The organism is Thermomonas paludicola, assembly GCF_024498955.1.
Taxonomy (GTDB): Bacteria; Pseudomonadota; Gammaproteobacteria; order Xanthomonadales; family Xanthomonadaceae; genus Thermomonas; species Thermomonas paludicola.
In genome coordinates this window covers 1,935,036-1,949,086 of record NZ_CP093311.1, presented here as the reverse complement: position 1 = coordinate 1,949,086, position 14,051 = coordinate 1,935,036, and the positions used below count along the sequence as shown (strand labels likewise).

Annotated in this window: 14 protein-coding genes and 1 pseudogene; 11 read left to right on the top strand and 4 right to left on the bottom strand. The window is 67.3% G+C overall.

Features of this window, described 5'->3' with window-relative positions; genetic code table 11:
* Window positions 1–49: 49 nt before the first annotated feature.
* On the top strand, window positions 50–2,392 hold the full coding sequence (locus LIW09_RS09110) for a methyl-accepting chemotaxis protein (RefSeq protein ID WP_256645330.1): 2,343 nt from the start codon (window positions 50–52) through the stop codon (window positions 2,390–2,392).
* Here LIW09_RS09110 and LIW09_RS09105 read toward each other — a convergent pair.
* The 3 genes and pseudogenes from LIW09_RS09105 to trxA all read right to left on the bottom strand — a co-directional run bounded on the left by LIW09_RS09105 (window position 2,345) and on the right by trxA (window position 5,715).
* Window positions 2,345–4,330 (bottom strand): serine/threonine-protein kinase, encoded by a 1,986-nt coding sequence (locus LIW09_RS09105; protein WP_256645329.1) that lies wholly within the window; start codon window positions 4,328–4,330, stop codon window positions 2,345–2,347. The two genes, LIW09_RS09110 and LIW09_RS09105, sit on opposite strands and share 48 nt — an antisense overlap.
* 63 nt (window positions 4,331–4,393) lie before the next feature.
* Window positions 4,394–4,840: pseudogene (locus tag LIW09_RS09100) on the bottom strand (DUF4442 domain-containing protein).
* Window positions 4,841–4,842: 2 nt separating this feature from the next.
* Window positions 4,843–5,715 carry a thioredoxin gene (trxA, locus tag LIW09_RS09095; RefSeq protein ID WP_256645328.1) on the bottom strand — a complete coding sequence of 291 codons (873 nt, stop codon included), beginning with the start codon at window positions 5,713–5,715 and terminating at the stop codon, window positions 4,843–4,845.
* A 131-nt stretch (window positions 5,716–5,846) separates the two neighbouring features.
* On the opposite strand from trxA, the gene LIW09_RS09090 reads away from it, so the two are divergent.
* Genes LIW09_RS09090 through LIW09_RS09075 form a run of 4 tightly spaced genes read left to right on the top strand, consistent with a single transcriptional unit; the run spans window position 5,847 to window position 7,790 of the window.
* Complete coding sequence (locus LIW09_RS09090) at window positions 5,847–6,500, top strand: hypothetical protein (RefSeq protein ID WP_256645327.1); 654 nt, start codon at window positions 5,847–5,849, stop codon at window positions 6,498–6,500.
* Window positions 6,497–6,952 (top strand): hypothetical protein, encoded by a 456-nt coding sequence (locus LIW09_RS09085; RefSeq protein WP_256645326.1) that lies wholly within the window; start codon window positions 6,497–6,499, stop codon window positions 6,950–6,952. Before LIW09_RS09090 ends, LIW09_RS09085 begins: the two co-directional genes overlap by 4 nt.
* Window positions 6,949–7,164: a helix-turn-helix transcriptional regulator gene (locus tag LIW09_RS09080; protein WP_338064814.1), complete on the top strand. Its 216-nt coding sequence runs from the start codon at window positions 6,949–6,951 to the stop codon at window positions 7,162–7,164. The genes LIW09_RS09085 and LIW09_RS09080 overlap by 4 nt, the downstream gene beginning before the upstream one ends.
* Window positions 7,164–7,790, top strand: coding sequence for a DUF998 domain-containing protein (locus tag LIW09_RS09075; RefSeq protein WP_256645325.1), 627 nt, complete (start codon window positions 7,164–7,166; stop codon window positions 7,788–7,790). The genes LIW09_RS09080 and LIW09_RS09075 overlap by 1 nt, the downstream gene beginning before the upstream one ends.
* Here the strand turns inward: LIW09_RS09075 and LIW09_RS09070 are convergent.
* Window positions 7,738–7,989, bottom strand: coding sequence for a SemiSWEET transporter (locus LIW09_RS09070; RefSeq protein WP_256645324.1), 252 nt, complete (start codon window positions 7,987–7,989; stop codon window positions 7,738–7,740). The two genes, LIW09_RS09075 and LIW09_RS09070, sit on opposite strands and share 53 nt — an antisense overlap.
* A gap of 91 nt (window positions 7,990–8,080) precedes the next feature.
* On the opposite strand from LIW09_RS09070, the gene leuS reads away from it, so the two are divergent.
* The 6 genes from leuS (at window position 8,081) to rlmH (ending at window position 14,032) form a co-directional block, all read left to right on the top strand.
* Window positions 8,081–10,813, top strand: coding sequence for a leucine--tRNA ligase (gene leuS, locus LIW09_RS09065; protein WP_256645323.1), 2,733 nt, complete (start codon window positions 8,081–8,083; stop codon window positions 10,811–10,813).
* 72 nt (window positions 10,814–10,885) lie between these two features.
* Complete coding sequence (locus LIW09_RS09060) at window positions 10,886–11,395, top strand: LPS-assembly lipoprotein LptE (RefSeq protein ID WP_256645322.1); 510 nt, start codon at window positions 10,886–10,888, stop codon at window positions 11,393–11,395.
* A gap of 23 nt (window positions 11,396–11,418) precedes the next feature.
* Window positions 11,419–12,459 (top strand): DNA polymerase III subunit delta, encoded by a 1,041-nt coding sequence (holA, locus tag LIW09_RS09055; protein WP_256645321.1) that lies wholly within the window; start codon window positions 11,419–11,421, stop codon window positions 12,457–12,459.
* Entirely contained in the window at window positions 12,456–13,157 is a 702-nt protein-coding gene (nadD, locus tag LIW09_RS09050) for a nicotinate-nucleotide adenylyltransferase (RefSeq protein ID WP_256645320.1), read from the top strand. Before holA ends, nadD begins: the two co-directional genes overlap by 4 nt.
* Entirely contained in the window at window positions 13,154–13,549 is a 396-nt protein-coding gene (gene rsfS, locus LIW09_RS09045; protein WP_256645319.1) for a ribosome silencing factor, read from the top strand. Before nadD ends, rsfS begins: the two co-directional genes overlap by 4 nt.
* A 12-nt stretch (window positions 13,550–13,561) precedes the next feature.
* The gene (gene rlmH, locus LIW09_RS09040; RefSeq protein ID WP_256645318.1) at window positions 13,562–14,032 is read left to right on the top strand and encodes a 23S rRNA (pseudouridine(1915)-N(3))-methyltransferase RlmH; all 471 of its coding nucleotides are present in this window, start codon (window positions 13,562–13,564) and stop codon (window positions 14,030–14,032) included.
* The last annotated feature ends 19 nt before the right edge of the window (window positions 14,033–14,051 follow it).

Below are 14,051 nucleotides of genomic sequence, written 5' to 3'. Positions count from 1 at the left end.
GGCCGAGCCTGCCTGGTTCGCCGCACACATTCCAAACGGGAGTCGGAACATGAGTGAGGCCGCGAGTACGTCCGTGATGCCATCCGCCAGCACATCGACGCCGCGAGCGGGCCGCCCGCTGTCACGCAAGGAACTGCTGGAGCAGCCGATCACCGATCGGGAAGTGGAATTCCGCGACGGTGAGCTGATCGTGTCGTGTACGGACCTGCGCGGCATCATCACCTATATCAACGAGTATTTTTGCGAAATCAGCGGCTTTGCCGAGGACGAACTGCTGGGCCGGCAGCACAACGTCATCCGTCATCCGCACATGCCAGCGGTGGCGTTCGCCGACCTGTGGATGCAACTGCAAAGCGGTCATCCCTGGGTGGGCATGGTCAAGAACCGTTGCAAGAATGGCGACCATTACTGGGTGGATGCCAATATCACGCCGATCCTGGACGCCGCCGGCAAAATCACCGGCTACATGTCGGTCCGGCGCAAGCCGACGCGCGCGCAGGTGGCCGAGGCCGAGCGCGACTACGCTGCCATGCGCGCAGGCGCGCTGAAGAATGTGAGGCTGCGCAACGGGCGGATCGAGCCGGTGCCGGTTGCGGAGAAGCTCAACCCGCTCTGGAAGTTGCCGCTGACCACGCGGCTGTACCTGTTTTCCGCCTTTGGGCCGGCGCTGGCGGCAGCGGTGCTGCTGGCGGGGAGCCGCAGTCTTGTGGCGTGGGGGCTGGTGCTGGCCGGCCTCGCGTTTTCCCTGTATTCGGCCTGGTGGCTGTCGCGCGATGTGGTGGGGCGCTGCGACGACGCGCGCCGCGCGCTCCAGGCCATCGCCGGCGACGTGTTCACCCACGGCATCGATACCGCCCGCGATGATGAAATCGGCGGCATCCTGCTGGGCATCAAGTCGATGCAGATCCGGTTGGGCTTCCAGGTGGAAGATCTGCGCCGCGAGCGCGCGATGACGCGCGAGGCGATGGCGTCGGCGGCGACGAACATGATGATCGCGGACTCGAACCAGAAGGTCGTGTTCGCCAATCGTGCGATGCTGGAAACGTTCCAGCGCCGCCAGCCGGCACTGGCTGCATGGAACCCCCAGTGCCGGGCCGACGCCATCGTCGGTGGCAGCCTGGCGCGGTATCAAATCATCCCCGCGCGATGGGCGGATTCCGGCAGTGCCGGGATGGGCGCGCATGTCGCGCGGCTCTCGCTTGCAGGGGCGACGTTCGATGTCAGCGTCTCCCGCGTCCAGGGCGACAACGGCAGGGTCATCGGCTATGTGGCGGAATGGCAGGATCGTACCGACGAACTGGCCATCGAAAGCGAGATCGAGCAGTTGGTCACCGGCGCCATGCATGGTGAATTGGATGGGCGGATCAACGAGCAGGGCAAGCATGGGTTCCATCTCGCCTTGGCGCGTGGCCTCAATGGCATGCTGGGTGGCGTCAGTACCGCCTTCGGTGGCATCCAGCGGGTGCTGAGCGCGCTGGCGCAGGGTGATTTGACACAGCGTTCGGAAACCGGGTTGCGGGGCGCCTTCGGGGACATGGCGGAAAGCGTCAACGAAACCGGCGACCGGCTGGAAGAAATGGTCGGCAAGATCCAGGAGATGGTGGCGGTCATCAGCGCGGCGGCCGCGGAAATTGCCGCTGGCAACGACGATTTGTCGGTACGCACCGAGCAGCAGGCGATCAGCCTCGAAAAAACCGCCTCCTCGATGGAAGAACTGGCCTCCACCGTGCAGAACAACGCCGACAGTGCGCGCAATGCGCGTGCGCTGGCGGAAGGCGTCTCCACCATTGCCGAGCAGGGGAGCGTGGTGGTCGCCGCGGCGGTGAACACCATGCAGCGCATCACCGAGGCGTCGCACAGGATCGAGGAAATCATCAGCGTGATCGATGGCATCGCCTTCCAGACCAATATCCTTGCGCTCAATGCGGCGGTGGAGGCGGCGCGCGCGGGCGAGCAGGGGCGCGGCTTTGCGGTGGTTGCCGGCGAAGTGCGCACGCTGGCGCAGCGGTCGGCGGGTTCGGCGAAGGAAATCAAGGCGCTGATTGACGCCTCGGTGCAGGCTGTCAATCAAGGTGCGCGACAGGTGCACGAAGCGGGCGGGACCATTCGTCAGCTGGTTGGCGAGGTGGGCAAGGTGTCGGGCGTGGTGGCCGAAATCAGCGCCGCGACCGACGAGCAGGCGACCGGGTTGAACGTGGTCAACGAGGCGGTGACGCAGCTGGACGGCACCACCCAGCAGAACGCGGCGCTGGTGGAAGAAGCAAGTGCCGCGGCGCGCTCCATGGCGGAGCAGGCGCGGCTGCTGAACGAATTGGCATCCAGGTTTCGCTTGCGCAGTGCCGGCTCAGTCCACCCGCGCCAGGCGGATGCCGACGTCGTCATAGCCGCGTGAGGCATCAAGCGGCTGCGGTTTCCCGCTGACCATGCGCTGCTGGCAGGCGTGATCTGCGCACAGCGACACCCAGCTTGCGATCGATTCCGGTTGGTTGCGCAGCTCGCCAGCGCTGGGGATGCGGTAGCGATGGCCATCCTGCGCGCCCAGCCAGGCGGCGTAGGCCAGCGCATCGGCCATGGAGACGCAGACCACTGGCCGGCGCTCGCCGCCGGTATTGTTCCATTTCAGGGTGCGCCCGAAGAAGCCTTTGCCGCATTCGGCGGCGCCGCGTCCGGCGGCTGCCGCAAAGCGCGCATAGTCGGCGCGCTGCACGGTGATGATCGCGGTTGGCGCGGTGGCAACGGGCGCTGCCGCAACGCGTGCCGTTGTCGCAGCGGGCGGCGGGCCGCCGGCCGCCAGGATGTGCGCCTGCAGCGCCCGCTGGCGGTCGTCGCTCAACCCCAGCCAGGCCATTTGTCCCAGCAGGATCGAGGCTGTCCTGCGGGTGTCGGGTCTTGCCAGTTGCAGGTTCAGGCGATCTTCCAGCGCCTTGTCCAGGCGTTGGCGCAGCAGGGTGATTGCGGCTCCGGTGCCGCCGCGGCGCTGGTCCAGCGTTTGCGCGTGCTGGAACGCCAGGCGGCTGGTGGCAGTGTCGCCGCCGCGCAGCGAGCGATCGGCCAAGTCGCCGAGCGCATCAAACAACAGGGCAGTCAGTCGCAGCGTGTCGGCATGCGTTGGGTCGGCAAGCCGTGCGGCTTCCACACTGTCCCAGGCATTGGCATTGGGGGGTGTCAGCAGCCGGCCGGTGCGCAGCTGGTCTTCGGCATTGGCAACATAGGCGCTGAGCCCGCTGGTGAGATGGGCAGCGTCGGTGACGGGCGTCAAGCCGGGCTGCGCGCCGTCGGCTGGCGCAACGCTCACGGTATCCGCCATACCCGCCGTATCCGCCACGGCAGGCGCGGCGATCGAAGTGCCCGCGGGCGCCGTGGCTTCCCGGCCGGGCATGAACTGCAGCAGGCCCAGCGCCAGCGCGGCCAGCGCGGTGATGCCCAGCGCCAGCCAGGCCCCGCGCGAAAGTCGCGGCTGGCGCGCGGCGGGTGAAGACGGCGTGCCTTCGGGAACCTCCACGACGGCAAATGCCTTGCCGGCGCGCTGTTCCAGTGCATCCAGCGCGGCCAACATCTCGTGCGCGCTGGAGAAACGCTGCCCGGGTTGCTTGGCCATCGCCTTGTCGATGAAGCCCTGCCAGTGCTTCAGCGGCGGCGGCAGGCGGGGCACCGGTTCCTGCACATGCTTGACCGCCATCGAGAGCGAATCGCCGGCGTTGTAGGGCAGCCGGCCCATCAGCATTTCCCAGGTCAGCACGCCGATGCTGTAGAGATCGGCGCGACGGTCCACTTCCTGGCCGCGCGCCTGCTCCGGCGGCATGTAGGCGGTGCTGCCCACCGCAAGGCCGGCGTTGGTCAGGCGCGGGTTGCTGCCGCGTCGCAGCGCGATGCCGAAGTCGGCCAGCATCGGCCGGTCGCTGTCGTCGAACAACACGTTTTCAGCCTTGACGTCGCGGTGCACCACCCCGCGCACATGCGCGTAATCCAGTGCCTGCAACAGGCTGCGCAGGATCGCCGTCACCTTGGGCTGGTCGCCGGCCAGCTTGCGCTGCGCCAGGTGGCCATGGGACAGGTGCGGCATCGAATAGAACGGCAAGCCGTCGGTGGTGCGCCCGACTTCGAAGATGCCGACGATGTTGGGATGTTCCAGCCGGGCGATGATGCGCGCCTCGTTCTCGAAGCGCGCGCGGCTGATTTCATCGGCCAGCGCATCGGCCAGCATCACCTTCAGCGCCACCTTGCGCTCCAGCGATGCCTGTTCGGCCAGATACACGGTGGACATGCCGCCGTGGCCAATCACCCGCAGGATGCGGTATCCGTCGATGCCGGGATTCGTCTTGTCGATCACTGTGCTGTTTGCTTCCCCAGGCCCGCCCGGAGCATACGACGTGGGCGCGGCCCAATGGAACACTCAGCGGTGCGGTTTGCGACGGACATAGAGCTGTTTGCGTACCCGCGCCACCACTTGACCCTGGCTGTCCACCACGTCGTTGTGGAACCAGCGCAGCGCTTTGCCGTCGCTGGCAGCCAGGCGCAGTTCGTCCAGCAGGCCGTCTTCCAGTGCGAAATGCGTGTGGACGGTGCCGCGCCTGGGGCTCACGAATTCGATTTCAGCGGCCTTGTCCCAGACATAGTGGTCGCGGCCCAGATGATGCAGCACCATCAGCATCCAGAACGGATCGGTCATCGCGAACAGACTGCCGCCGAAGTGGGTGCCGACATAATTGCGATTTCAGGGGCGCATGCGCAGCTCCACCCGCGCATGCCGATAGTTGTCCGCGAGCTCGGTCAGGTGGATGCCGGCAAACAGGAACGGCGGCCACAGGTTGAGGCCGTGGCGGAACAGGCCGGCGCGCACGGTCAGACCAGCAGCAGCGCCGACATCTGCCGGCGCACGCGGCCGACCAGGTCGTCGTCCTCGACCACGCGGAACGCGTCGATCAGCGATTTGCGCGCCAGCCCGTCAGCGTAGGCGCGGTCGCGGCGCAGCATCTCGATGAACTGCGCCAGCCCGGCCTCCGCGTCGCCGCCCACCAGCCGGCGCACGCCCAGCAGGTGGCGCGCGCGCAGGTCGCCCGGATCGGCGGCGATGGCCGCTTCCAGCACGTCCGCGGGAGGCGCGTCCTTGAGCAGGGCGGAAAAACCGAGCCGCGCACGCGCCTTCACGGTGCGGTCGTCGGTGGCGAGGTTGGCCGGCAGTTTGTCCAGCAGCTGTTCGGCTTCCACCGCGGCGCCGGTCTGCAGCAGCGCCAGCGCCAGGTCCAGCTTCAGTTCGTCCTTGTCCGGTTCGGCCTCGATGGCCTTGCGCAGGCGCATCACGTCCTCGTGTGGATCGACCGGCGCGGCGGCTTCGGGCACGGCCTCCTCCGCCGGCGCGGCCGCAGGCTCGATGCCCACTTGCGCCAGCATCTCGCGCAACTGGCCTTCCGGCAGCGCGCCGGGAATCGCGCCGAGCATCTGCCCGTCCTTGAACAGCACCATCGTCGGCACCGAGCGGATCTGGAACGCGGCGGCCAGTTCCTGTTCTTTTTCCACGTCCACCTTGGCCACCACGAACGCGCCGTGATACTCGGCCGCCAGCTTCTCCAGGATCGGCCCCAGCGTCTTGCACGGCCCGCACCATTCGGCCCAGAAGTCCACCAGCACGGGGGTTTCCACGGACTTGCGGATCACTTCGTCCTCGAAACGGGCGGCAGTGGCGTCGAATACGTGGGGATGGAGGGCGTCGGTCATGGCGTCGTCAGGTGGGGGTATGCCCAAGTAGATGGCGACGAAGGGCGCATTCGCAAGCCGATGTAAAAAATAGTTGACATCAGGAGACCGCGATGTAAATTGAACATTACATTTAGTCCGCTGGAGTTGACATGATCATGGGCTTGTCCCCGCGTACCCGTTTCATTGGTTGGCTGGTGGTGGCCGGCATCGGGCTGGCGCTGTTCTTCAGCGGCGACTACCGCGACATTCCGTTTCCGGTGGGCTGGCTGGGCACGTGCCTGTTCGTCGCGGCGGTGTGGTTCTCGGTGGCCCGGCTGCACGATGTCCCGCAGAGCGAGGAGGAGGCGCAGGTCGCGCCGGGCGAATGGCAGGCCTGGGTCGGCGTTGCCTTCGTCGGTGCGGTGATCGCCGCCAGTCTGCTCAAGGCGCATCTGTTCCTGCCGGAGGTGCCGATCGGCCGCAACCCCGAGGCCGCCCCGGCCGGCCGCGCCATCGGCACCCTGTTCGTGGCCTGGCTGGTGCTGTCGCATGTGCTGAAGCAGCGCTGGGCCGGCAAGGTGCTGGCCGACGAGCGCGACGCGCGGATCGAACTGGTCGCAAGCCAATGGGCGCGCGGCGCCACCGCTGTCTGCGTGATCGGCATCGCGGTGATGCTGGGTTTTTCCGACACCGAGCGGCTGCGCCAGTTCAGCTATCCCTTCATCGCGCAGATGCTGATGCTGGCGCTGCTGTGGGGCCTGTGGTTCGACCAGGCGGTGGCGGCGTTCCTTTACTGGCGCGACCGCCGTGGAGTGCAGGCATGAACCTGCTGGGGCGGAGACTGGCCCGCTCCGACGCGCAGGCGTTCGGCGAACGCTTCGCGTGGCGGATGGCGGCGATGTTCGCGGGCATGGCGCTGTACCTCCTGTTCGGCGCGGTTCTCGATGGGCGCGAAATCGGCATCGTCGCGACCCTGATCGCGCTGCCGTTGACCTACGGCTTCCGCCTTCGTGCAGCGACGGAGGAACGCAGGCGCGGGGAGACGATGGAGGACGAGCGCGATGCCGCGATCCGCGCGCAGGCCGACCGCGCCTTCCGCATTGCCGCCTCCTGCTGGGGTGCGCTGCTGGCGCTGGCGCTGTCTTTCGATGTCGGGCGCGAAGCGCTGTCGGCGAACCATTGCATGCTTCCCGGCCTGCTGTTGCTGGGCGTGGTGGTGGCCAACATTGGCGGGCATCTGACGGTGGCGATGCTGTATCGCCGCGATCGCCAATGACCGGCACGACGATCAGCAACGACATCAGGCGCCTGCGCTTCGCGCGCGGCGAGTTGACCCAGCAGGCGTTGGCCGATGCCTGCAAGGTCACCCGGCAGACCATCATCGCGCTGGAGGCCGGCAAGTACGCGCCATCGCTGGAGCTGGCGTTCCGGATTGCCGACGCGCTGGGCGTGCGCATCGAAGAGGTGTTCCACTGGAGTCGTGCGTGATGAAGGCCAATCGCCGCGTGGTTGCATGGAGCCTGCTTGCCACGGCCTCGTTCGTGCTTGCGGTGCTGCTGGCCGGCTACGGCCTGCCCGGGTATTCCCACCGCCTCCACCCACTCGCGTTGCGCGGGGCGTCGGGCTTGCCTTGGGCGATGCTGTTCAATGCCGGCGCGTTTTTGCTGCCTGGCGTGTGCCTGTTGCTGGTGGCGCAGTCCATGCGCGATGCGTTGCACCGTCACGGCTGGTCGGCGCGCATCGGGCTGGCGCTGGCGCAACTGTCGGCGCTTGCCTACGGCGCGCAGGGCCTGCTGCCGATGACGTTTGGCGAAATCGACAGCCCCGCCAACCGGCTGCATGTGTTGGCCTGGATGCTGTGGTGGATCGCGTTCGTGCCGGCCATGCTGCTGCTGGCGCTGGGCGCGCGCAGGGGCGCGCTGTTTGCCTCCACATGCGTGCTGGCGGGCGTGCTGGTGCCCCTGCTGGCGGTGCTGGCGCCGATCGGCCTCTGGGTGGGTTTGGCGCAGCGGCTGGCGTTTGGCCTGTGGTTCGGCTGGTGGCTGTGGGCCGCGTGGCGGCTCACCCGTACTTCAGTTTCAGCCGCAGGATCGTCGCCGCCAGCAGGAACGTGACCGCGTTGGAGGCGATCATCGGCCACGAATCCAGATGGATGCCGTAGCCGAACCAGCACACGATGCCGACGGTGAAGACCAGGTACATCCACAGCGAAATGCCGCTGGTGTCGTGGCTGCGGATCGTCTTGACCGCCTGTGGGACGAACGAAAGCGTGGTGCAAGTGGCGGCCAGGTAGCCCAGCCATTCCGCAGTCATGGGGGTGTGCCGAATTGGGGTGGACTGCAGATCATGGCGGGCTTTGCTGCGCTGCGGTAGGCTGCCAGTCCCGATCCCAGCGTTTTCAGCCGTGTCCGAGCCAGTTTCCTACGATCCCCGCACCATCGAGTCCGCCGCCCAGTCGTTCTGGGCCAATACCCGTGCCTTCGAGGTCAGCGAAGACAGCGGCAAGCCCAAGTACTACTGCCTGTCGATGCTGCCGTATCCGTCCGGCGCGCTGCACGTGGGCCATGTGCGCAACTACACCATCGGCGACGTGATCAGCCGGCACAAACGCATGACCGGCCACAACGTGCTGCAGCCGATGGGCTGGGACGCCTTCGGCCTGCCCGCCGAGAACGCCGCGATCAAGAACCGCACGGCACCGGCCACCTGGACTTACGCCAACATCGAGCACATGCGCAGCCAGCTCAAGACCATGGGCTATGCGATCGACTGGAGCCGCGAGTTCGCCACCTGCAAGCCGGACTACTACGCCCACGAGCAGCGCATGTTCGTGCGCCTGCTGAAGAAGGGCGTGGCCTACCGCAAGAATTCGGTGGTGAACTGGGACCCGGTGGACCAGACCGTGCTGGCCAACGAGCAGGTCATCGACGGCCGCGGCTGGCGCACCGGCGCGCTGGTGGAGAAACGCGAAATTCCGCAATGGTTCCTGCGCATCACCGATTACGCGCAGGAGCTGCTGGATGAGCTGGGCACGCTTCCCGGCTGGCCGGATTCGGTCAAGACCATGCAGCGCAACTGGATCGGCCGCAGCCAGGGTCTGGAAATCCAATTCAAGGTCGATGGCGAAGCCGAGCCGCTGACGGTGTTCACCACGCGCCCGGATACGCTGATGGGCGTGACCTTCCTCAGCATCGCCGGCGAGCATCCGCTGGCGCTGAAGGCCGCGCAGGGCAATCCGGAGCTGGCTGAGTTCCTCGCGGGCCTGAAGCAGGGCGGCGTGTCCGAAGCCGAGCTGGAAACCCAGGAAAAGCGCGGCATGGCCACCGGCCTGTGGGCGATCCATCCGGTGACCGGCGACGACGTGCCGATCTACGTCGCCAACTTCGTGCTGATGGGCTACGGCACCGGCGCGGTGATGGCGGTGCCGGCGCACGACCAGCGCGATTGGGAATTCGCCAAGGCCTACGGGCTGCCGGTCAAGCCGGTGATCGTGGATGCGGCCACCCGCGATGCACTGGAGGAAATGTCCGCGCATCTGAAGGACCACGACGATCCGATGGCGGTGGCACTGGGTAGCCACGCGCCGGTGGACGTGTTCGAGATCGATGCCGCCGTGTCGATGGTGCGCGAGTACCTGCGCCTCATCGAAGAGGACGGCGCGCACACCGAACGCGGCTGGCTGATCAATTCGGGCGAGTACAACGGCATGGACTTCGACGCTGCCTTCGAGGCGCTGGCGGCGAGGTTCGAGCTGGAAGGCAGCGGCCAGCGCCGGGTGAATTTCCGCCTGCGCGATTGGGGCGTGTCGCGCCAGCGCTACTGGGGCTGCCCGATCCCGGTGATCCACTGCACCGCCTGCGGCGCGGTGCCGGTGCCCGAGGACCAGCTGCCGGTGGTGCTGCCGGAGGACGTGGCCGATGCCTTCGCCAGCGGCGACGTGCACTCGCCGATCAAGTCCGACCCCGAGTGGCGCAAGACCACCTGCCCGCAGTGCTTTGGTCCGGCCGAGCGCGAAACCGACACCTTCGACACCTTCATGGAATCGAGCTGGTACTACGCCCGCTACACCTCGCCGGGCGCGGCCGACATGGTGGACGAGCGCGCCAACTACTGGCTGCCGGTGGACCAGTACATCGGCGGCATCGAACACGCGATCCTGCACCTGATGTACTTCCGCTTCTACCACAAGCTCATGCGCGACGCGGGGCTGGTGCACAGCGACGAGCCGGCCACGCGCCTGCTGACCCAGGGCATGGTGATTGCCGACACCTTCTATCGCGAACAGGAAGGCGGAGCGAAAGAATGGATCAACCCGGCCGACGTGGTGCTGCAGCGTGACGACAAGGGCCGCGTCACCGGCGCGACGCTGGCTGCCGATGGGCTGCCGGTGAAGGTTGGCGGCACCGAGAAGATGTCGAAGTCGAAAAACAACGGCGTCGATCCGCAGATCCTGGTGGACAAATACGGCGCCGACACGGTGCGCCTGTTCTCGATGTTTGCCGCACCGCCGGAGCAGTCGCTGGAGTGGAGCGAGGCGGGGGTGGAAGGCATGGCGCGTTTCCTGCGCCGGCTGTGGCGCGACCTGCATGCGCATGTCGCCCAGCCCGACCATCCCCCGGTCGATCCCGCAGCGCTCGACGCCGCGCAAAAAACGCTGCGCCGGCAGGTGCACGAAGCAATCCAGAAAGTGGGCGACGATTACGATCGCCGGCACAGCTTCAACACCGCCATTGCGGCGCTGATGGAGCTGCTCAACCATGTCGGCAAGTTCGGCGACATGAGCGAGCAGGGCCGTGCAGTGCGCCACGAGGCGTTCGAGGCGATCGTGCTGCTGCTCAACCCGATCACCCCGCATGTTTGCCATGCGCTGTGGCAGGCGCTTGGGCACCCGGAAACCCTGCTGGAAGACCTGCCGTTCCCGCAGCCAGACCCCGCCGCATTGGTGCGCGATGCCGTCAAGCTGGCGGTGCAGGTCAATGGCAAGCTGCGCGGCACGCTCGAGATCGGCGTGGATGCGTCACGCGAGGCGATCGAGGCCGCCGCGCTGGCGGAGCCGAACGTGGCCGCCTTCGTGGCCGGACAAGTGCCGAAGAAGGTGATCGTGGTGCCCGGCAAGATCGTCAACATCGTGGTGTGATCGCGCTCGTCATTCCCGCTTTCGCGGGAATGACGGGCAAATGCCTTGCCGTTTTCGCCTAGACTCCCCCACATGAAATCCCGCCTCGCCATCCTCGCCCTGTCCGCCGCGCTGCTGTCTGGCTGCGGCTTCCACCTGCGCAATGCACTCAACCTGCCGTCCAACCTGGGGCCGGTGCGGGTACTGGGGGTGGACTCCTTCAGCCCGCTGGCCGATTTGCTGGCCGAGGGCTTGCAGCGTGCGGGCGCGCAGCCGGCATCGGTCGATGCAACGGAAGGCGTCGCTACCCTGCAGGTGCTGTCCGAGCAGTGGGCCGATACCCCCATCAGCCATGACCAGTCCGGTCGCGCGCAGGAATACGCGCTGCGCTACGCGGTGGTGTTCAGCCTGCGTCGCGCGGATGGCAGTACAGCGGTGCCTCAACAGGCAGTGGAGCTGGCGCGCGATTATCTTGCGCCGGCGGTGGATTCCATCGGCAAGACCAGCGAACGCGAGCTTCTGGTGCGCGAGCTGCAGCGCGACATGGCGGCGGCCATCCTGCGCCGGGTGGATGCCTCCTCCCGCCAGGGCGGCGTGCGCTAGGCCTGCGGGCAGCGATCAGCACGATGGAACTTGGCGTCGACCGGCTCCTGCAGCACCTGTCCGCAGAGCCACTGCGCCCCGCTTACCTGTTGGCGGGCAGCGAGCCTTTGCTGGTGCTGGAGGCGGCTGACGCGGTGCGCGCCGCCGCGCGCGCGCAGGGCATCGGCGAACGTGAAGTCCACGATATGGAAGGGCGCGACGCCGACTGGGGCGGCCTCGATGCTTCGATCCACGCCCCCAGTTTGTTCGCCAGCCAGCGCTTGGTTGAAGTGCGCTTGCCGACCGGAAGACCCGGCGCCGAGGGCGCAAAGCTGCTTGCCGGTTTTTGCGCCTCGCCGCCTGCGGATGTGGTGTTGCTGGTGGTGGCGGGGGAATGGTCGAAGGCGCATGCCGGGAAGTGGAGTGAGGCGATTGCCCGTGCCGGCCATGTGGCCGTGGCCTGGCCAGTCAAGCCGCATGAACTGGCGGGCTGGATAGGGCAGCGCCTGCGCAGTCGCGGCGTGAAGGCCACGCCCGACGCAATGGCACGGTTGGCGCAGCGGGTGGAGGGCAATCTGCTGGCGGCGGCGCAGGAAATCGACAAGCTCGCCCTGTTGTTGCAGGGACAGGGTGAAGTGCTGGATGCCGCGCGGATGGACGCGTTGGTGGCAGATTCGGCGCGTTACGACGTGTTCCGGCTGGTGGATGCCGCCCTCAATGGACAGGCGGCGCAGGTGGCGCGCATCGTGGCCGGGCTGAAGGCCGAAGGCGAGGCGATCCCGGCGTTGATGGGGATGGTGGTGAAAGAATTGAATACCGTGGCCGCGCTGGCGCGAGCGCGCAATTTCGCAGCGGAATGCAAGGCGCTGCGGATCTGGGATTCCAAGCAGGCCGTGTACAAGCGTGCGCTGGCGCGGCATTCGCCCGAACGCTGGCAGCGGCTGTTGGTCGAGGCTGGCGGGGTGGATCGCGTCTCCAAGGGGCGGGTGCGGCCCGGCAAGGAATCTTCCGATGCCTGGCAACAGTTGGAGCGACTGTTGCTGGCAGTGGCGGACAAAGGCGCGCTGTGTCTGCTGGCTTCGTGAACCCGAGGCTGCGCGTGTTCTACGGCGGCAGTTTCGATCCCGTGCACAACGGGCATCTGGCCATCGCCCGCGCCGCGCGCGACGCGCTGGCCGCAGACGTGGCGTTGCTGCCGGCACGTGATCCGCCGCACAAGCCCGGGACCGCTGCCAGCGCCGAACAGCGCGCGCAGATGCTCGCGTTGGCGATCGATGGCGAAACGGGGCTGAGGGTGGATCGGCGCGAGCTGGGCCGCTCCGGGCCGTCCTATACCGTGGATACCCTCGCCGAGCTGCGGGCCGAACTTGGCGCGGATGCGCCGATTGCCTGGCTGATCGGCAGCGATTCGCTGCGGCAGCTGGCGACATGGCATCGCTGGCGCGAGCTGTTCGAATTGGGCCACCTCGTCGCCGTGCAGCGACCGGGTGCCGAGGTGGATGTCGTCCGCCTGCGCGAGGCCGCGCCCGCCGTGCTGGCCGAAATCAACGACCGCTGGTTGCCTCCCGGCGCGTTGGTGGAGAGCCCGCTTGGCGGCTTTGCGTTGCTGCCGCTGGCGCACCTGCAGCCGGAGTCATCGACGGAGCTGCGCTGGCGCATCCAGAACAAGGAGCCGTGGCAGGAGTGGGTTCCGCCCAAAGTGGCGGCCTATATCGGCCGCCTCAATCTCTATGCCGGCGCGGCCGTTATACTGAGAACATCACACCAGAGCGATTGCCCTTGACTACTGCCGCCCACGTCATCAAAACCAGCCTGCCCACGCCACCGCCATCGGTGGAGGCCTTGCTGGGGGTCGTCCATGCCGGTCTGGAAGAGCTCAAGGCGAAGGACGCCGTGCAAATCGACGTGCGCGGCAAGAGCAGCGTTTGCGATTTCATGGTCGTCGCGTCCGGCACCTCCACCCGCCACGTGAAGTCGATCGCCGACGAAGTGGTGCGCTTTGCCAAGCAGCTGGGCGTCGCGCCGCTGGGCGTGGAAGGCGAGCGCGAAGCGGAATGGGTGCTGGTGGACCTGGGTGACGTGATCGTCCACGTCATGCTGCCGCGAGTGCGTGAGTACTACGCGCTGGAACGGTTGTGGTCGGTGGGTGACCAGCCTCCAGAGCAGGACCAGTAACCCCGGCTCCCGGTGAAGGCGCGCCTGGTTGCCGTCGGGGAGCGCGCACCTGGCTGGGTGGCGCAGGGATTTGCCGAATACCAGAAACGCCTGTCGCACGGGCTTCCGCTGGAACTGGTGGAAGTGGAGCCGGGCGTGCGCGGCAAGGGGCGCGATACCGCTCGTGCGATGGCGGATGAGGGGGCACGGGTACTGGCCGCGCTGCCGAAGGGCGCGCACGTGGTGGCGCTGGACGGGCGTGGCAGGATGCACAGCTCCGAGCAACTGGCGGTTCGGCTGGAGCACTGGCGCGGGCAGGGCCGGGATCTGGCCTTTCTGATCGGCGGCCCGGAAGGCCACGCGGCCGACGTCATCGCCCGCGCCGATGAGCAGTGGTCGCTGGGGCCGCTGACCCTGCCGCACATGCTGGTGCGATTGATCCTGGCCGAGCAGCTCTATCGCGCCGTTGCGCTGCTGGCCAACCATCCTTACCACCGGGCGTAGGCCCGTGCCGGGGCATTGC

What these genes read in the sequence shown, in the direction of transcription:
- LIW09_RS09060 (WP_256645322.1), top strand. Translation starts at nt 10,886, where the DNA reads ATGAAATCCCGCCTCGCCATCCTCGCCCTGTCCGCCGCGCTGCTGTCT.
- LIW09_RS09110 (WP_256645330.1), top strand. Translation starts at nt 50, where the DNA reads ATGAGTGAGGCCGCGAGTACGTCCGTGATGCCATCCGCCAGCACATCG.
- LIW09_RS09075 (WP_256645325.1), top strand. Translation starts at nt 7,164, where the DNA reads ATGAAGGCCAATCGCCGCGTGGTTGCATGGAGCCTGCTTGCCACGGCC.
- holA (WP_256645321.1), top strand. Translation starts at nt 11,419, where the DNA reads ATGGAACTTGGCGTCGACCGGCTCCTGCAGCACCTGTCCGCAGAGCCA.
- LIW09_RS09080 (WP_338064814.1), top strand. Translation starts at nt 6,949, where the DNA reads ATGACCGGCACGACGATCAGCAACGACATCAGGCGCCTGCGCTTCGCG.
- trxA (WP_256645328.1), bottom strand. Translation starts at nt 5,715, where the DNA reads ATGACCGACGCCCTCCATCCCCACGTATTCGACGCCACTGCCGCCCGT.
- LIW09_RS09090 (WP_256645327.1), top strand. Translation starts at nt 5,847, where the DNA reads ATGATCATGGGCTTGTCCCCGCGTACCCGTTTCATTGGTTGGCTGGTG.
- LIW09_RS09085 (WP_256645326.1), top strand. Translation starts at nt 6,497, where the DNA reads ATGAACCTGCTGGGGCGGAGACTGGCCCGCTCCGACGCGCAGGCGTTC.
- LIW09_RS09070 (WP_256645324.1), bottom strand. Translation starts at nt 7,989, where the DNA reads ATGACTGCGGAATGGCTGGGCTACCTGGCCGCCACTTGCACCACGCTT.